Genomic DNA, 16,753 nt, shown 5'->3' on the forward strand with positions numbered 1-16,753 from the left:
TCCGAGGAGGTTGGTCAAGTTAGCCTCTGGCTCCAGAACAGGCAGGTCAGGAATGGGGGGAGCGTGTATCCTGGGCCTGCGCGCCCATGGCCGTGTAGACACCTAGTCGGGCAAGACGGGTAAGCTGCAAAGCCATATGATGGGGAGAGTATACTTTGTTGTTTTCAAGCCATTTATGAATAATTCCGCTGGTGGAGAAGCTGAGATGATCGAGTAAAATGTCCAGCGGTACCTGAACCTTCTGATCCATCCCGAGTTGGGTAATCCGTTGAAAAAAATAAGTTTTAATCACCTCGTTCAGCCGGGTACTGAAATTGCCGACAGGATTGATCAGTAGCATGACCCGGTAGAACTCATCATGCTCAAAGATGTGCTCAAACAGGACCGCAAAGATCGGGTCAGGCTCGGTAAAAGAAAGAGCCACATCCATGGCAGCAGAACGTTCACTGAGTACATGTTCCAGCAACTCCAATTTCTCGTTGACCATCTTGTCCAGTAAATCCTCTTTGTCAATAAAGTGGGCGTAGAAGGTTGAACGGTTGATGTTTGCTTGTTCAGCAATGTCCACGATACTGATTTCCACGTAATCCTGCTTCTTCATCATTTTCAAAAAAGCTTCATAGATCATGACACGGGTTCTGTAAATTCTTCGGTCGACACCTCGAGTTTCATTCATACCATATCACCTCAAAAACAACAGATTAGGATTTTTTGTTGGTTAAGCAACATCGTCTAGATCCGTATTTCATGCATCCATGGGAATGCGCTTAAGATGCAGGCACCTTCAAATCAAGCCGGATTGTAGTTTATTTTGACGTTGTCCGACAGATCAAGCATTTGTGTTTGTTAAACATCAAATTTGGAGTCATTGATTGTTGCGATCCAATGGATATTAGCTATGATAAACAATAAAACATAGCAAATCAATCGGAAAAATAAAATTTAAGTAAGGGGTGACATTTTGAGGGGAGATACTTTCATATCCAGTCTGGAGGATGGACGACGTGTCTGGCTGGAAGGGCAGCAGGTGAAGAATATTTCCGAACATGCGGCTTTTAAAGGCACACTATCCACCATCAGGCAGTTGTTTAATATGCTGGATGATCCTCTTCAACGGGAGCAAGTGGGCTATGCTCTCGAGGGACAGGAGCGATATGCACACAGCTCATTTCTCATACCGCACACAGCAGCCGAATTGAACAAACGCAGTCAGTCCTTTGCAGTCTGGTCTTCCAGCACCAATGGCATGATGAGCCGGTTATCCGACTATGCCCGTTCCATGGTCACCGGATGGTATGCTGCCCGGCACGAATTATCCGACCTGGACCCGCAATTTGCGGATAAAATCAGCACCTATTACCATGAGGCCAGAGACCGCGACCTCTTTCTGACAACAGCCATTATTGATCCCCAGATTGATCGTTCCAGCGGACTGGATGACCAGCGGATTGCAGAGCGATTCCTGCATGTGGTGAAGGAAACTTCGGAAGGGATTGTGGTTAGAGGAGCCAAAATGATTGCGACTGGTGCACCGTATACGCATGACTTTCTGATCTTTTCGTTCCTGCAATTTCAGACCCGACATCAGAAACATGCGCATGTCTTGATTGTACCCGCCAATTCACCAGGACTGCATATTGTGTGCAGGGAGTCATTTGCTGATGCCAGAGAACGCAATCATCCGCTCAGTGCACGATACGATGAGATGGATGCGGTCCTTTTTTTCGATGATGTCCTGATTCCTTGGGAAAGGGTGCTTCTCTACGGCGATTCTGACAAGGTCCTGAAGCTTCGCGGGAACCATACAGCCAATGGATTGGCCTTCCACCAAAATGTCGTGCGCTTTGTAGCCAAGCTGGAATTTGTCACGGGTGTGGCCTTTGCGGTGGCTGAGTCGATTGGCGTAACCGGATTTCTGCATATACAGGAGAAGCTGGGGGAGCTGCTGACACAAATTGATGTAATCAAGGCGCTGATTATTGCAGCGGAGGCCAAAGCCGTGCCTGATGCAGCAGGTGTACTCGTTCCTGATCTGACGTATGTAGAGACGGCGCGAAGTTTGGGAACCAAATATTATCCACGGGCTGTTGAGATACTTCAACAAGTCGGCGCAGGTGGCTTTGTTCAGACCCCTTCCGGAATTGAGGACTTCTACGGTCCGATTTCCGAATTTATGCATTTGTATTTTGAAGGCGCTGCGGTAAGTGCAGAGAAAAAAGTGGAGCTATTCAAGCTGGCTTGGGATCTCATCGGCAGTCCGCTTGGCGCAAGACATCTGTTATATGAAAAATTTTATGCAGGTGATCCGATCCGGGGGCTCGCATCCCACTACATTCGACATGACAAATTGTCGTTAACAGGTCCTGTCTGGAAGCTGATTCAAGAGAACAGCAAGGGCAGAGTAGCCACCATTTGAGCAGGAGGAGAGAGAAAAATGGAATTGTTTTGGTTTATCCCGACACATGGGGATGGAAGATTTCTGGGCACCCGAGAAGGTGCCAGGGCAGTGACCTATCATTATTGCAAGCAGGTTGCGCAAGCTGCAGATGAGCTTGGGTTTGCCGGTGCGTTGCTACCTACGGGAAAATCATGTGAAGACGCCTGGGTCGTTGCTTCCTCGCTGGTGTCGGTAACGGACAAGCTGAAGTTTCTGGTCGCTGCACGTCCGGGTCTGATGCTTCCGACCACGGCGGCACGAATGGCGAGTACACTGGATCGCTTCTCCAAAGGAAGACTTTTGATCAATGTTGTAGCCGGAGGGGATCCGATCGAGCTTGAGGGAGACGGGGTGTTCCTGGATCATGATGAGCGTTATGCATTGACAGATGAATTTCTAACCATATGGCGCAAGGAGCTGGCGGGCGAAGAAGTTGATTTTGAGGGCAAATATTTAAAGGTCAACGGTGGATCGGTTCTGTATCCGACCATTCAGAAGCCTTATCCTCCACTTTATTTTGGAGGCTCATCTGAAGCTGCCATGGAGGTGGCTGCCGAGCATGTAGACGTATACCTGACGTGGGGTGAGCCACCTGACCAGGTAGAGGCCAAGATCAACCGAATGCGAGAGCTTGCTGCCAGAAAGGGAAGAAATCTGCGCTTCGGCATCCGACTTCATGTAATCGTTCGTCCAACCGCAGAGGAGGCCTGGCAGGCCGCGAATGACCTGATCGCTCATCTGGATGAAGAGACGATTGCTTCTGCCCAGAAGATCTATGCTCGCATGGATTCCGTCGGTCAACAGCGAATGGCCAGACTGCATAATGGGGATCGTTCCAATCTGGAGATCAGCCCAAATCTGTGGGCAGGCATTGGACTGGTCAGAGGGGGTGCCGGTACAGCACTTGTAGGTGATCCTGACCAGGTTACAGCGAGAATTAGGGAGTACGAGGCACTAGGGATTGAGACCTTCATTATGTCAGGGTACCCGCATCTGGAAGAAGCCTACCGTACAGCTGAGCTGTTGTTTCCGAAGCTCAATTATGCACAATATGGCGATAACGGCGAGCGCTCGTTTATTAGCCCTTTTGGCGAGATCATCGCCAATAATAACATTCCTGATCATGTGGTAAAAGCGCCTGCGGCTTCCAAATGATAGGGTCTGCTTTTTACGATATCTCCATTGAAAACATCATACATTCTGGCCGATTAGACGAACTAAAGGCACCCTCAAACTTATAGGTTGTAGGTGTCTTTTTTGTTGCATTCCGCTCCGGTAGAGAGGGCCTTGGCCCTTGCCTATATATCATTCCATTGAAGAGGTGATTCAACATGTCCATGCAATTCGCGTATTGGGTTCCTAATGTAAGTGGGGGTCTGGTTATCTCCAGCATCCCGCAAAAAACAGGCTGGTCATTTGAGGATAACGCGAGGTATGCCAAGATCGCAGAAGATGTGGGCTTTGATTATGCGTTATTGCAAACCAGATTTATGGCCAGCTACGGCGCTGATAATCAACTGGAAGCCATTGCTCTTGCCTCCGCACTGGCTGTGGTTACAGATCGCTTGAAACTGATAGCAGCCATATTGCCTGGATTATGGCATCCCGGTCCAGTAGCGAAAGCGATCACGACGATTGATCATATCAGCAAGGGACGAGCTGCCGTAAATATTGTCAGCGGCTGGTTCAAGGGAGAGTTTCATGGATTTGGAGAACCGTGGCTGGACCATAACGAGCGTTATCGTCGCTCGGAAGAGTTCATCCGTGTCATAAAGGAGCTGTGGACGCAAGAAGAAGCCAATCACCAGGGAGACTTTTACCGTATTCATGAAGCGCCACACAAACCCAAACCGGTTGCACTTCCACCTGTGTTCCAGGGAGGGAATTCGGCTGCTGCACGTGACATGGCTGCACGAGTCTCGGATTGGTATTTCATGAACGGGAATAACATCGAAGGTTTCCGTACCCAGATTGAGGATGTGACTGGGCGGGCTGCGTCCTACAACCGCAAGCTGCAATTCGGAGTAAATGCTTTTGTCATCGTGAGGGATACGGAAGAAGAAGCATTGGAAGTACTGCGCCAGATTATTCTGCATGCTGACCCCGAGGCCGTGGAGGGCTTCCGCAGTCAGGTTCAATTTGCAGGCAAAGCTTCACCTGAACAGGAGGGAATGTGGGCGAATTCCAACTTCGACGACCTGGTGCAATATAATGACGGGTTCAAAACCGGTTTGATTGGTACCCCGGAGCAGGTGGCAGACCGCATCATTGCGTTGAAAAAGGTTGGAGTAGATCTCATTCTTACTGGCTTTCTTCATTACGATGAGGATATTCAGGCTTTCGGTGAGAAGGTGATCCCGCTGGTTAGAGAGAAGGAGGCTGCACTAAACCGGGTAGCGGCTACCTGAGAAGACCATCCATTTTTAATAGATGGAATGAAGTGAATTGGACTGGCACATCTGTATCCGTGTTTTTGAGGGATTTACCCCTATTATAATTAGAGGAGAGATGACACTATGAGTATTCAATCAAACACGATTCACACCCGGCCAGACTATGAGCAATTGAGAGTTGAAATTCGGGGGATTGTCGACGAAGTCATTAAACCACGTGCTGAGCTGATCGACCGTGAGGGCCGTTTCCCGCGTGAGAATCTGTCCGCCCTTGCTGAGGCTGGATGGAATGGGGTGCTGATTCCCGAGCGCTTCGGTGGACGGGGACTGGATCATGTTGCCTTTGCGATTGCGGCAGAAGAAATTGCCAAGGGATGCCCTTCGACTTCACTGGTGTATGTCATGCATGTTGGAGCCGTTCAGACGATAGCTCTCTACGGAGATGAGGATCAGAAGGAGCGTTGGCTGAAGCCGGTACGTAATGGCGCTATAGGTACGTATTCCACAAGTGAGCGTGCTTCGGGAGGTCACTGGTGGTTTAATTTCAGCGAGGCTTCCCGAGACGGCGAGGATTATATTCTGAATGCCGAAAAGTCGTTCACGACAAGCTCGGGACAGGCTGATTTTTATGTGACCCAGACTCGCACGCCAGGAGCGCAAACCCCGACAGATGTGAGCTTCTTTCTTGTCGATGGACAACTGGAAGGCATTACTTCCGGCGTGTGGGATGCACTCGGTGTTCGTGGTAACCATAGCGGACCCATTAAATATGAAGGTGTCCGAATTGCAGCTCAGGATAAGCTCGGAACCGAGGGGCAGGGTCGCGAAATTCTGGAGAGTGGTGTATCGCCCGTATATTTGATCGGCCTGGGCTCAACCTGGCTTGGAGTTGCCGAGGCGGCGCTTGAGGCTGCATCCGAATATGTGAAGGGCATGGTTCATCGGGATTTTAACAAGCGCTTGGCTGATTACCAGATCATCCGCCAGCAGTTGGCTGAAGTGAAGGTGCTAATCTCCAGCTTGAAGCCTTGGCAGTTATCACTTGCGCGGCAGCTGGACGAACTTCAGGCACAGGGGAGACCGCAAGTTGAGCTGTTCCTGCCGCTGGTTGAATTCAAAATTCATGCTGCCGAAGTCGCGAATAAAGCGACCAAAGCAGCACTGGATGTTACCGGAGGTTATGGTTATAAAAAAGGCGTGTTTGAACGTCTCTTCCGTGACGCGCGTGCAGGCATTGCCATGGGGCCCTCCAACAATATCGCCAGAGAGTGGATTGGCAAGTCTCTGGTTGGTCTGCCACTGGAGCTGTGGTACGAGGGAGGGGATTAATTCACACAGAAACTGAAAAGGAAGAGGATGCCCCATAAGTCATGAATATGACGGGGACATCCTCTTTGCAGTTTTATTTTGTTTTGGTTTAATGAACCTGACACACGCTATTCGCTCCCTTTTGCCCAGATCTGAGATCTAACGAATCATAGAGACGCTATTTCGTCGAATCACTGGATTTTTTAGGTTTGGGAGCCCTTTTATGACGAAATAGCGTTACTGAGGTTCGTTAAATCTTGCAACCGTTGATGATCTGCCTTTTAAGGTGCGGTAGGTTCGTTAGCCATTGGAACGAGGCGGAATTCCTTTTGAGACAGCCTCTTCCTTTTCTTTTGCGACGAGGGACAGGCAGTAGCTATTCCAGTGTGGAGTCCAGCGGACGAGAGTGTCCATCCTGGATGACCTCCTGGAACAGTTTTTTGGATTCCGTGGGCCACGTACCTTGCTTCAGGAGTGATTCCAAATCACCAATGGTTACTGGGCGCGCGTGCCGTTTGAGCACATAACCGAGTTGCCCGTTTGGTTCCATCGTGGCCGTTTCCAGATCGGTAATACTTGTAATCCCTTTTTCCCGCAACTGCATCTCCAATTGGTCCACGGAAAAGCGCATATGTTTCAAATTCGGTAGATTCAACTTCCCATCTTCCACGATAACCTTGGATTTTCCGCTCATCATTGTTTCAAACCAATTAAACTTCAACTGTAATTGTTCAACGATCAGAAGCATGAGGATAAATACCGCCGCTGACCCGATCGCTTTGCCTAACTCATGATTCGCAATTGGCTGCACGATCGTTGTTCCGATCGAGATAATAATGACTGTCGTGGCTACACTCATTTGCGAGATGGATTTACGTCCAGCAATCCGTAGCAGAATCATGCCAATCAGTACAAGCAAGATGGATTTCCATATCCAGTCCATTGGTTGTATTCCTTTCTATACCAAATCATGTGTCGTATTCCTTAGCTTGGACGAACAACTTAACTTTCATTCCCCCCTCCCAATCGTTTACAATAGGGTACTGATGAAGTTAAACAAAGGAGCGGGTCACAGTGGCAAAACAGAAATACTATGTTGTCTGGGAAGGTAAGAAGCCAGGCGTATATAACACATGGGCAGAATGCAAAGCGCAGACGGATCAGTATACCGGAGCTAAATATAAATCTTATGAGTCCAAAACGGCCGCAGAAGAAGCGTATCGTGCCGGATGGAAAGGGAACTGGGGTTCAGGTGCCAGCGGAACGTCGAAAACCAAGTCGGCTGGTAGCGGAAGAAGCGCAGGCATGGAAACGTCGGAGGAAGTGGATTATGACAGTATCTCTGTTGATGTGGGGACACGCGGTAACCCTGGACCTGTAGAATACAAAGGGGTAGACACCCGCACCGGTGAGATTATTTTCTCTGTTGGACCGATCTCCAAAGGAACGAACAATCTGGGCGAATTCCTGGCCATTGTACATGCCCTCGCACATTTGAAAAAAGAAGGCAGTACCAAAACGGTGTATACCGACTCGGTCAATGCCATGAAATGGCTAAAGCAGAAAAAAGTAGCCACAACATTACCAAGAGACAACTCCACGGAAGAAATCTGGCTGATGATTGATCGTGCGGAGCAGTGGCTCCAGACAAATACGTATAGCAATAAAGTGCTAAAATGGCAGACCAAACAGTGGGGCGAAATCAAGGCGGATTACGGTCGGAAGTAAGTATTTATCCGTATCAATTTCATAATACCTGTAGCTACTTCACTCAAGGCTAGATATAGATCAAAGCGGTTTAATTTGTCTATATCTAGTCACAAAAATCCATTTTTAGTGAGTTATAAAATTGATTTAACCAAAGGATGCCTCCTTTATTTTTGGTCTATTAGAATCGTTATTTACAATTTCCAGTTTCCGCTCTATAATCATCTGAATATGATTAGTTAAACATATGGAGGAGCCTGTCATCTGCAGGCCCTCTTTATCTTTTTGGTCCATCGATTAGCAAGTCCATTCACTAGAATGGGTTATTTGAGTATATATTGCAGGAGGCAGACATGAGTTCCATTTATAGAAGTGAAGAAGGCAAGAGCAGCATACTTGAAGAGTATGAGATTTATTTGAACGAGTTGGGTGAGGATTTTACGCGTGAGTATGTAGAGACGCGTTTTGGCAAGACTCATGTTTTACTGACGGGTCCTCTAGATGGCAAGCCGTTATTTATTCTCCAGGGCGGTAATTGTGTGAATCCGATGACGTTGTCATGGTTCTCTTCCTTATTTAAGGAATACCGGATTATTGCTCCTGATACGATTGGTCATCCTGGTTATAGTGAGGAAGCGAGTATCTCCACACGGTTTGATAGCTTGGCTTTATGGGTGTCGGATCTGCTGGATCACTATGATATTGAAAAGAGTGCATTTATCGGTCCATCGTTTGGAGGAGGCATTATCCTCAGACTGGCTACCTATATTCCGGAACGCATCTCGTGTGCTGTATTGGTTGCTCCTGCTGGTCTTGCGGTCAATTCCAAAATTAAAACAGCTCAGGATATCACGCTGCCGCTCGTCAAGTACCGCATGACGTCTTCACCATCTTCTTTGCAAAAAATTACGGACAACATGTCGTGCAACTGCATGAAAGAAATGGATAAAAACATTATTGGCAAACTTTTTAAATACGTCAGCATAGAGCAGGATCTGCCCAAGCTCACGGATCGAGAAGAACTGGTGAATTATACGTCACCAACCTTGTTATTGGTAGGGGAGAAGGATGTCTTTTTCCCTGCGGATAAGTGTATTGAGCGAGCTCAAAAGATTATTACGAATGTAAAAGCCATCAAGTATGATACAGGACATTTTCCTTCACAGGACGTATTGGTTCAGATGAACGAGGAAATCGGACGTTTTTTACAGAATAATTATTAATAAAAGCTGCAAATGAAGGATGAGAAATGTTTTTCTCCAGTTTAATTAAGTAATTACATCCTTCTGTCGATACTCTATATAAGAGAGTCCTTTTCTACTATAGAATAGTGTGGATAGGGATTAGCAGTGGATCGTAGAAGGCTTGATATCATCAATATTTAAATATTTCGCGTTAAGGTGTTTCAAATTGCATCATTTGGTTTATATGTATAGTTGGCGATGAATTGCTGACTGGTTGAACCAAATGATGCATTTACGCGGAAAGTCTTCCGATCGACAAGGTTGAAAAGAGGTCTGTTATGAGAAAAGACAATTGTAAAATGGCATTGCAGCGCAATGTGATTATAAATGATACATATCAGGTAAGACAGGTATTAGCCAGCAGTGAGTTGGCTATTGTATATGCAGGGCGAGATCGTAATACGGGTGCCAAGGTAGCCATTAAGGAATTTTTCCCACAGAGACTGGCTGAACGTCAGGCAGACAAGCGTGGGGTGTTCTGCTCTTCGCGAGGATACGGTGGGCAATATCAGGAGTTACTGGCTGCATTTCTGCTCGAAGGTGAACTGTTATCGAAACTGGATCATCCTCATATTGTTTCGTATTTGGATCATTTTGAAGCGAATGATACGGGGTATCTGGTTATGGAATACTGCACGGGAATCACATTGACCGAGTATCTGAATGAACACAACCATGCTCTTGATGCTGCCTTCATAACAGAGACGCTGCTTCCACTGGTGGATACATTGGATTACATACATAAGCAAGGCATTCTTCACCGGGATGTGAAACCTTCCAACATTATGGTGATGGAGGATGGTACACCCAAACTTCTGGACTTTGGCTCAGCTACCCGTTGGCCTATGCAATCCGGAGAGAAACAGGTGATATTTACATCGGCAGGTTATTCTCCGCTGGAGTTCTATTCGGAGAAATCCAGTCAGGGACCGATGTCGGACATCTATAGTTTGGCAGCTCTGCTCCATTATTGGACATGCGGGCAACCCCCTATGGACGTGAAACAGCGGTTGTTCCAAGATGAATTACCATCAGTTCGTTCACATAATGAGTATGTGAATCCTTGGCTCGCTCGTGTTATTCATTGGGGTTTGACGGTTCGTTCTGAGAAACGCTGTGCCTCTTTAGCTTGGGTCAGAAGCTCGCTGCGAATTCAAGCCTGGGTATGGAAAGTGCGCAAGCCAGGTACAGTGGAATGGTCTTTAGCCGAGAATGAACATACGCAGGTCTATGAAGTGGAGTCGAAAAAGCAACATGAGACGGCGTAAGCAGTCATGACCTATGTTTAGATACGCTTAAATGAAAGCATAGCTGTTAAATAGGTGTAAAATATAAACAAGTCAGTTCTTCCCCTTACATATGGGGCGAACTGGCTTGTTTTCTTTTATAGCTTATAGAATACATCATCGTTTACCAATGCCATCCATTCGAGATATACGTTAAAAAAGCTTACATGTCTCGTTCTGTTTAGAACAATGGTGTAAGCTTTTTTCGCGTTTTTTAACAGATATTTAATTGAATCCAATCAAAAAATAACAAAAAAAGTAATTTGTTTTTGAAAAAACTCTTCATTTTCGAAAGTGATTTTAGGTCTAAAGAAACTTGTTTATCAAATTCAGTTGTGAATAAAAGAATAGAATCCTGAATTTGTTAAATAAAGTCACTAAATTAGATAATTCGGTCTATTTATATGTAAATTTTTCCGAAGGGTAACAAACTGATTCTTCTATTAACATACTCAATTACCCCAATTTACATCCCCTACGCTGCGGAATACGATAAGCCTAATCTGATCGTAAATCGCAGGAGGTATAAAATGAAACGAAAATCAACCCGATGGTTATCCGGTTTAGTAGCAGCAGGAGTCATGTTGTCTTCCATGTTCTCCTTACCTGCTTACGCAGCACCTTCTTATGGTCCTCTACAGCAGAGTGAAAGCGCTAAGTCCATTCTTCAATCACTGACGCCAGAGGAAAGACAAGCTTTGAATCAGCTTCAAGTCATGGACGGTGAAGTGATCGACTCCAAGGTGAATACCAAAAGTAACGATTTGGTCAAAGTGATCATCCAATTCAATAGCGAACCCGCTGCCGTTGCCTTGAAACGGGCTGGACTAAAATATGAGAAGTTGTCAGAGCTTACGGCCGCAAGCAGAGTAAAACAAAATCATCAGCAATTCAAGCAGCACATTAAGTCTTTGCAGCAGAAGAGAGGGCTATCTTATGATGCTGCCTCGATCCAAATCACTCAGGAGTATGAAAACGCACTAAATGGTGTTGCGTTAACAGTCCCTGGCGTAGCCGTAGAAGATCTGATGAAATCCGGAGTTGTGAAAAAAGTATGGGCTGACCAGGAAGTGGTACTTGATCTGCCAGAAACAGACACATCAAGTGAATTTGCATCTGCATCCGGAATACAACCTCGAATGGCTGATAGTGTGCCATATCTCGGAATCGACAAACTTCATGAAGAGGGTATCACTGGTAAGGGAATCAAAGTGGGTGTACTGGACACCGGAATTGATTATAATCATCCGGATTTAACAGGGGCGTATAAAGGGTATCGCGCTCATGCGGGTGAGGATCCAAAGCAAGTAGATCCAACGACAGTTAAAGGATGGGACTTTGTTGATAACGATGCAGACCCGATGGAGACGACCTATAAAGATTGGGAGAATTCGGGCTATAAGGAGCAAGGTGTATTAGCAGAAGATTATTATACTTCCCATGGAACACACGTATCGGGAACCATCGCTGGGCAGGCCCAAAATGATGTGGGGCATGCTGTAAAAGGTGTCGCTCCAGACGTAGACTTATATGTGTACCGTGTACTTGGCCCTGGTGGAAGTGGTGAGATGAGTGGCATTATTGCCGGAATTGACAAGGCTATTGAAGATGAACTTGATGTTATCAATCTATCCTTAGGGGCCGCCACGAATGATCCGCTGGATCCTTCTTCAATTGCACTGAATAATGCGATGCTGCAAGGCGTGGTGAGTATGGTTGCGGCAGGTAATGATGGACCCAATGAAGGTACGTTAGGTACACCAGGCGCGAGCGCGCTGGCCATTACGATTGGTGCTTCCGATGTTCCGTTAACTATTCCTACGGCTACAGTGACTCTGGATGTGTATAACAATCCAGGTGCGGGAGAGACAGAGGAAACACCTGTAATTGAAGAAGAACCTATTCGGGGGGAGGAAACACCTGCAGTAGAAGAAGAGGCATCGGCAGAGGAAAAAGAAACACCTATAGTGGATGAAGAAACTCCACCAACAGTAGAAGAACCATCTGCAGCAGATGTAGAAGCATCGACAACAGAAGAAGAGACACCAGCAGCAGATGTAGAAACTTCACTATCAGTAGAAGATGCACCTGATGCAGAAGTAGAAGCACCACCAGCAGCAGAAGAAGAAGCGCCAACAAAAGAAGCACCTGCTTCAACGTTTACTGAGGTGTTAACACTGTTTGGTAAAGATTTTGCTGACGATCTGACCACGCTTGAAGGCAAAACCTACGAACTTGTTTATGCAGGGCTTGGTAATGCTTTTGATTTTGAAGGTATTGATGTACAAGGCAAAGTGGCCCTAATCGCTCGGGGAGATATTGCACTCGATGCCAAGATTGTCAACGCAAGAAAAGCAGGGGCGGCAGCAGCAATCATTTATAACAATGTTGAAGGAACAATCCCTAATTATTTGGGTGAAATGAACGGGTATATTCCTACATTCCAAATGATGAGAGAGCTTGGAGAAAAACTAAAAGAGTTGAACGGTGTGACGGTCACCTTTGGCGCAGCAGGTCAAACCGTTACGGAAGGGAATAAACTGGCCGATTTCAGTTCCCGAGGCCCAGCCGCCGTGAATGATGATATTAAACCCGATATCGTTGCACCGGGCGTAGCTGTTTTTTCAACCTATCCTGTATTTGTGAATGATCATACGGGTGAGAATTATAATATTGCCTATGCACGAATTTCGGGTACTTCCATGGCAACCCCGCATATGGCAGGTATTGCTGCACTTATGCTTCAGGCACATGAAGAATATACACCTTTTGATGTGAAGACTGCTCTTATGAATACAGCTGTTGATCTGAACGGGAATTATTCCGTATATGAAGTAGGTGCAGGCCGAGTAGATCCGTACCGGGCAGTCCACACATCTGTATTTGCCAAAGTTCAGGATAAAACGATTCACTTCTCGAATGACGAATCCATCCTTATTGATGAAATTACAGGTTCCATCGTATTTGATAGTGCATATTTGGAAGAAAACGACCAGGGAATCGTATCTGACAGCCGAACAGTTAAGATCGAGAATAAAGGGGACGGTGCCAAAACGTATAACACTTCCATGAAGCTGTTAAACGATATGAACTTAAATGTTCATCTTCCAGAATCCATTACTGTAAGTGGCGGAAGTACGGAAGAGATGACTGTTTCAGTGGATATACCACAGGACACGCCAAGTGGTCGTTATGAAGGATATGTATATCTGGATACGGAAAATGCGGCGGATCATATTCAGATCCCATTCTCCATCCGTATTAGCGAAAAGGGTATAACTTCGGTGGAACTGATTCCACCATCCATCACAAACGATACTCCTTTCCATCAGTTCCTGAATCGTATTACACTGAGTGCTATTCAATTGGGAAGTCCCATTGACTCTGTGGATGTATTGCTGAAGGATCGCAAAACCGGCGAGGAAATCGGGTTTGTAGGTACCTTGAATTCGCAGTCCCTGCTACCGGGAGTGGAATATCTGATCCTGAATGTGTTTAGAGGTTATGCATTTCCGATTGACAACGGGGAGATCTCCAACGTTGCACGATTTGTCCCTGAGGGCAACTACACACTTGAATTCATCGGTACAGATTCGGACGCCAAGCAGTATTCATCCGAAAGATTGGTAGTTGTGGACAATACAGCCCCCGAGATTGATTTGGGTATTGAGCCTGGTTTACACGAACTCAATGATAGTATGCTGACGGAAAGGGAAGGTGGACAGGGCGTCTGGTATGATGGCACAGCTATCGATTCAACCATCCAAACCTTTGTTGATAATGGGATCACGGCTTATGATCAATCCTCCAATCGTGTCATTTTCTACGAGAATGGCAGTCCCTTTTATTCCGGTGATTTGCCTGTTTCCAAAGAAGGAAATATATCTTTTGGTATTACCAAAGAAGAATATGATAATGGTTACGAACTTCGACTCTTTGGATTGGATGTGGGTACAGCGGCCAATCCCGTCAAGGACCACCGCTATGGTTTTATTTCCGAAGGTAAACCTTATGTGACCAGCAAATATGACAAAGAACAAGTGCGTAAAGGAGATACAATTACCCAAACTATTCAATTGAACAATGTCGAGAAGTTAAACGGTATTTCGTTTACCCTGGAATCGATGTATGACTATAAACAATTTAACCGGATTGAGCCAACGCCTGAGCTGCAGGCATTACTGGATGCCACAGGTGCTCAAGTGAAAATCAGTGAGCCTGTAGTGGACCAAAGAGAACTCAGCTTTGAGGCATCCATCTCAGGTGGGTCCTTTGAAGGAATCACAGGGGATCTTGATTTGTTCCATGTTGTCTTTGATGTACCGAAGGATGAATTCTATTTTAAGAAAAGTGACGTACCATTTCTTGAAGTGAAATACACGACTGTTGGCATGAAAGAGAACGAAGAGAAATTGGCATTAACCGCGTTTAACACAGACAGTTATGAAGTGATCTCCAAATCCTCGAGAACATATGGTTTTGTACGTCCGGAAGCTTTTATGGTCGATGGAGAGTATCTGGATTTTGAAAATGACTATTCGGCAATGGGCATTGAAGTTTATGCCGAGACGGCTTCCGGTGAGAAATATGAGGGGACTGTGCAAAATTATGGTGAGTTCCTGATCGATGGGATTCCGGCAACAGGAGAAATGACGACCATCTACACACGAGTTCCGGGTCATTTACCTTCCAGGCTGGCAGTGGTTCTGAGCAAGACGATTGATGGCGAATATTATGGCATTAATCAAATGAATTCGTCAGACTTTACGTATGCAGGAGATATTAATGGGGATGGAGTCATCGATATCTATGACATGGAGCTTGTAACGAAACATTATCATACTTCGGATGAGATCGCCGATATTGACCAGGATGGCTCTGTAGGAGACGCCGAAGTGAATTATATTACAAATAACTTTGGAATGACTGCTAACTATTCTACCAAGAAGCCTGTTTTGCAAATTGGGGACAAAGACTTAGGGTACTTCCTCAATAAAATTCAGGAAATGAATAATGGTGGTTCTGGTAACAATGGGGGTGGTTCTGGAAATAGCGGTGGCGGCGGATCTTCTACGACCCCTGCACCTGTCCCAACACCTGCACCAACCACAGACCCAGATCCAAGCCAAAATCAGGTCATTACAGAAAAAGAATTGAAAGCTGTGACAAACGGTACCGCAGATGTGGATATTACAGTTGGTAAGAAAATTGAGTTGCCTGTTAATGCGGGGGACTTGTTGGGTGCGAATTCACTCACAATTTCTCAGCAAGGTGTATTATCGCTCACCATTCCATCTAGCGTATTGAAAGAACTGCAGACCAAAGGAGGTTCTGGTGCTGCTGGGGGCAAGATCATTTTGGATATATTGAAACAAGATGTGAAAGCACCAGAAACGAAACAAGGTCTTACGTGGACAACCGCAGGTGCTGCTTATGAAGTTGAACTGTATCTCCAGGTTTCCAGTGAGAAATTATCTCTGTCCTCGCTTCCTGAAGATTTTTCACTGACACTCCATTACGACAGAATGTTAAACAGCGATCTGATTGGAATGTATCATGAACATTCATCTGCGGATCAATGGGATTACGCAGGTGGGATTGTAGATGAAGAGAAGGGTACCGTTACTTCCCAATTGTCTGATATGGGCATGTATGCACCGTTCGTTTACGATAAATCCTTCGAAGACGTGGTACCAACGCATTGGGCAAGTAAAGCAATCAAGTCTCTTTCGGCGAAACATGTGCTGACAGGCAAAACAGAGACCGCGTTTGATCCACAAGGTCAAACGACTCGTGCCGAATTCGCTGCTTTAATCGTGAGAACTCTTGGTTTAGAGGTGAAAGGTAACGAATTGCCATTTGGTGATGTTAGTAAGGATGCCTGGTATGCAGACAGCGTTGCAGCTGCATATCAAGCAGGTTTGGTTCAGGGAATAGCGAATGATAAGTTTGCTCCGACCCAAACCATTTCACGTGAAGAAATGGCAGTGCTCATAATGAGAGCATACGAATATCAATCCCAATCAAACGATACCCAGTCGGCTGTTGCCGGTTATACGGATGAAGCAGACATTGCATCTTGGGCAAAAGAAGCTGTGGCGAAAGCTTCCGAGCTTGGTGTAATGAAAGGTTCTACTGGCGGGAAATTCAAACCCCAAAATAGTGCTACTCGTGCCGAAACGGCCCAAACGGTTCACAATTTACTTGCGCTGCTGAAATAAGAAGTACAAGGATAAGAGGTTCCTCTAACATTAGAGGGGCCTCTTATTTTATTGTTATTTTACTTAGTTAAGCTCCTGAAATTCTCTTCCCAAGTATGTCAGACTCCAATATATAACTGGCAGAGTCCATATTCGAACCCTATAATTAGGAATAAAA

The 16,753-nt window shown here is 45.9% G+C and carries 10 protein-coding genes; 8 read left to right on the top strand and 2 right to left on the bottom strand.

The genetic code is table 11. The annotated features are described in order from the left end of the window. Positions 1 to 46 precede the first annotated feature (46 nt). Entirely contained in the window at positions 47 to 676 is a 630-nt protein-coding gene (locus MKX68_RS19765; RefSeq protein WP_340913854.1) for a TetR/AcrR family transcriptional regulator, read from the bottom strand. A gap of 285 nt (positions 677 to 961) precedes the next feature. Between MKX68_RS19765 and MKX68_RS19770 the strand changes: the two genes are divergently transcribed. From MKX68_RS19770 to MKX68_RS19785, 4 genes are all read left to right on the top strand, one after another. Then, on the top strand, positions 962 to 2,416 hold the full coding sequence (locus MKX68_RS19770; RefSeq protein ID WP_340913855.1) for a 4-hydroxyphenylacetate 3-hydroxylase family protein: 1,455 nt from the start codon (positions 962 to 964) through the stop codon (positions 2,414 to 2,416). Positions 2,417 to 2,434: 18 nt separating this feature from the next. Continuing rightward, the gene (gene ssuD / locus MKX68_RS19775) at positions 2,435 to 3,592 is read left to right on the top strand and encodes an FMNH2-dependent alkanesulfonate monooxygenase (RefSeq protein ID WP_340913856.1); all 1,158 of its coding nucleotides are present in this window, start codon (positions 2,435 to 2,437) and stop codon (positions 3,590 to 3,592) included. A 176-nt stretch (positions 3,593 to 3,768) separates the two neighbouring features. Next, the gene (gene sfnG, locus MKX68_RS19780) at positions 3,769 to 4,845 is read left to right on the top strand and encodes a dimethylsulfone monooxygenase SfnG (RefSeq protein ID WP_340913857.1); all 1,077 of its coding nucleotides are present in this window, start codon (positions 3,769 to 3,771) and stop codon (positions 4,843 to 4,845) included. A gap of 108 nt (positions 4,846 to 4,953) precedes the next feature. After that, positions 4,954 to 6,159, top strand: coding sequence for an acyl-CoA dehydrogenase family protein (locus MKX68_RS19785; RefSeq protein ID WP_340913858.1), 1,206 nt, complete (start codon positions 4,954 to 4,956; stop codon positions 6,157 to 6,159). Positions 6,160 to 6,514: 355 nt separating this feature from the next. Here MKX68_RS19785 and MKX68_RS19790 read toward each other — a convergent pair whose 3' ends face one another. Continuing rightward, positions 6,515 to 7,081 carry a DUF421 domain-containing protein gene (locus MKX68_RS19790; protein ID WP_340913859.1) on the bottom strand — a complete coding sequence of 189 codons (567 nt, stop codon included), beginning with the start codon at positions 7,079 to 7,081 and terminating at the stop codon, positions 6,515 to 6,517. A gap of 131 nt (positions 7,082 to 7,212) precedes the next feature. On the opposite strand from MKX68_RS19790, the gene rnhA reads away from it, so the two are divergent. The 4 genes from rnhA to MKX68_RS19810 all read left to right on the top strand — a co-directional run bounded on the left by rnhA (position 7,213) and on the right by MKX68_RS19810 (position 16,596). Then, positions 7,213 to 7,866, top strand: a complete 654-nt coding sequence (gene rnhA / locus MKX68_RS19795; protein ID WP_340913861.1) for a ribonuclease H — start codon at positions 7,213 to 7,215, stop codon at positions 7,864 to 7,866. A 332-nt stretch (positions 7,867 to 8,198) separates the two neighbouring features. Further along, a complete protein-coding gene (locus MKX68_RS19800) occupies positions 8,199 to 9,068 on the top strand; it encodes an alpha/beta fold hydrolase (RefSeq protein WP_338588062.1) in 870 nt (289 codons plus the stop codon). Between the two features lie 299 nt (positions 9,069 to 9,367). Further along, the gene (locus tag MKX68_RS19805; protein ID WP_338588061.1) at positions 9,368 to 10,357 is read left to right on the top strand and encodes a serine/threonine protein kinase; all 990 of its coding nucleotides are present in this window, start codon (positions 9,368 to 9,370) and stop codon (positions 10,355 to 10,357) included. 548 nt (positions 10,358 to 10,905) lie between these two features. Then, positions 10,906 to 16,596, top strand: coding sequence for a S8 family serine peptidase (locus MKX68_RS19810; RefSeq protein WP_340913862.1), 5,691 nt, complete (start codon positions 10,906 to 10,908; stop codon positions 16,594 to 16,596). The last annotated feature ends 157 nt before the right edge of the window (positions 16,597 to 16,753 follow it).

The sequence above is a fragment of the Paenibacillus sp. FSL M8-0212 genome (assembly GCF_038004645.1).
Classification (GTDB): domain Bacteria; phylum Bacillota; class Bacilli; order Paenibacillales; family Paenibacillaceae; genus Paenibacillus.

What these genes read in the sequence shown, in the direction of transcription:
- MKX68_RS19810 (WP_340913862.1), top strand. Translation starts at nt 10,906, where the DNA reads ATGAAACGAAAATCAACCCGATGGTTATCCGGTTTAGTAGCAGCAGGA.
- ssuD (WP_340913856.1), top strand. Translation starts at nt 2,435, where the DNA reads ATGGAATTGTTTTGGTTTATCCCGACACATGGGGATGGAAGATTTCTG.
- MKX68_RS19785 (WP_340913858.1), top strand. Translation starts at nt 4,954, where the DNA reads ATGAGTATTCAATCAAACACGATTCACACCCGGCCAGACTATGAGCAA.
- MKX68_RS19805 (WP_338588061.1), top strand. Translation starts at nt 9,368, where the DNA reads ATGAGAAAAGACAATTGTAAAATGGCATTGCAGCGCAATGTGATTATA.
- MKX68_RS19790 (WP_340913859.1), bottom strand. Translation starts at nt 7,081, where the DNA reads ATGGACTGGATATGGAAATCCATCTTGCTTGTACTGATTGGCATGATT.
- sfnG (WP_340913857.1), top strand. Translation starts at nt 3,769, where the DNA reads ATGTCCATGCAATTCGCGTATTGGGTTCCTAATGTAAGTGGGGGTCTG.
- MKX68_RS19765 (WP_340913854.1), bottom strand. Translation starts at nt 676, where the DNA reads ATGAATGAAACTCGAGGTGTCGACCGAAGAATTTACAGAACCCGTGTC.
- MKX68_RS19800 (WP_338588062.1), top strand. Translation starts at nt 8,199, where the DNA reads ATGAGTTCCATTTATAGAAGTGAAGAAGGCAAGAGCAGCATACTTGAA.